The organism is Ruegeria profundi (genome assembly GCF_001507545.1).
Taxonomy (GTDB): domain Bacteria; phylum Pseudomonadota; class Alphaproteobacteria; order Rhodobacterales; family Rhodobacteraceae; genus Ruegeria; species Ruegeria profundi.
Genome location: NZ_LQBP01000029.1, coordinates 1 through 1,673, shown reverse-complemented (window position 1 = coordinate 1,673; position 1,673 = coordinate 1). Strand labels below are relative to the sequence as shown.

Annotated in this window: 1 protein-coding gene; it reads left to right on the top strand. The window is 60.7% G+C overall.

Going from position 1 to position 1,673, the window contains the following annotated elements; all coding sequences use genetic code 11:
• Positions 1-62: 62 nt before the first annotated feature.
• Positions 63-1,502: an IS1182 family transposase gene (locus AVO44_RS20505; protein WP_068341350.1), complete on the top strand. Its 1,440-nt coding sequence runs from the start codon at positions 63-65 to the stop codon at positions 1,500-1,502.
• Positions 1,503-1,673: the final 171 nt, after the last annotated feature.

Genomic DNA, 1,673 nt, shown 5'->3' with positions numbered 1-1,673 from the left:
GGGCTGAGGCTGTGTGGAAACTCCGATTGTGGTATGCTTTTCGGCAAAGACCGGAGGCGGGCATGTCGGGGTATATTGAGGGGACGGATCGGGGGCAGACGACGCTGTTTCCAGACCGGCTGGAGGACTGGATCTGCGAGGACAATCCGGCCCGTGTGATCGACCTTTTCGTGGATCAGATCGATCTTACGGAGATTGGCTTCGCCCGGACTTGTCCCGCGCCAACGGGTCGGCCGGGTTATCACCCATCAGTCCTGCTGAAGCTGTTCATCTACGGCTATCTGAACCGGGTTCCGTCCAGCCGAGCGCTGGAGCGGGAGGCTGGACGGAATGTCGAGGTCATGTGGCTTACCGGGCGATTGGCGCCAGACCACAAGACAATTGCCGATTTCCGGCGCGACAACGGTGATGCCATCCGTCGGACCTGTGCGCAGTTCGTGGAACTTTGCCGCCGGATCGGAGTTCTGAAGGGCGACTGTGTCGCGATCGATGGCTCCAAGTTCAAGGCCGTAAACAATCGCGACAAGAACTTCACAACGGGCAAGGTTGCAAGCCGGATCGCACATCTCGAAGCCAGCGTCGAACGCTACATTGACGAGATGGTGCGCATCGATAGGCAGGAAGAGGGCGAGGCACGCCTGGAAAAGCTCGCCAACCTCCACCGGCGCTACGGCCGCATCCAGCAGGAGATCCAGCGCCTGCAGGACATGGACCGGGCGCTGAAGAATTCCACAGACAACCAGATCTCCCTGACTGACCCGGACTCTCGTTCCATGGCGACGAGCGCCAAGGGAAGCGGGTTCGTGGGTTACAATGCCCAGGCCGCGGTGGATACCGAGACCCACTTGATCGTGACGCATGATGTGATCAATGACGGGCACGATCGCGAGCAGCTGTCGCCGATGGCCAAGCGGGCGAAGACAGCGCTCGGCCGCGACGAGATGAGCGCGGTTGCCGATAAGGGCTATTTCAGCGGCCGCGAGATTCTGGCTTGTCATCAGGACGGCATCACCACGACCCTCCCACGGCCCGAGACCTCGGGCAACCGCAAGAAGGACATGTATGTGAAGGCCGACTTCGCCTATGACGCACACGCGGATGTCTACCGGTGTCCTGCAGGCGAGACGCTGACATATCGCTACACGACCGAGGAGGCCGGTCTGGTGGTGCGGCGTTACTGGGCCAGTGTCTGTCAGACCTGCCCGCTCAAAGCGCGTTGCACCACCGGGAAGGAACGTCGGATCACCCGCTGGGAGCACGAGCACCTTGTGGATGCGATGCGCGATCGAATGAGCCGCGATCCTACACTGATGTCGCTCCGCCGCTCGACTGTTGAGCACCCGTTCGGCACGATCAAGGCCTGGATGGGCGCAACGCACTTTCGGATGCGCAGGCTCGGAAACGTCCGCACCGAGATGGCATTCCACGTGCTTGCCTATAACATCAAGCGCATGATCGCCCTGATCGGGGTTCGGGGACTTCTGGCCGCCATTCCAGCCTGAAAAGAGGCAATTGGCTCAAATTACCCGCCGAAAAACGCATCAGCCTCCAATCTCCGCGCCCTTCCGATCCAAAGGGCGCCAATGTCGCCCATAAACCGAGGCTGGCCGACGTAGACGGCAGAAAACCTTCAGCAAGGAGAAATTACGCGAGTTTCCACACACCCTCGGCTC

Coding starts and splice junctions, on each gene's coding strand:
- AVO44_RS20505 (WP_068341350.1), top strand. CDS start 63: ATGTCGGGGTATATTGAGGGGACGGATCGGGGGCAGACGACGCTGTTT.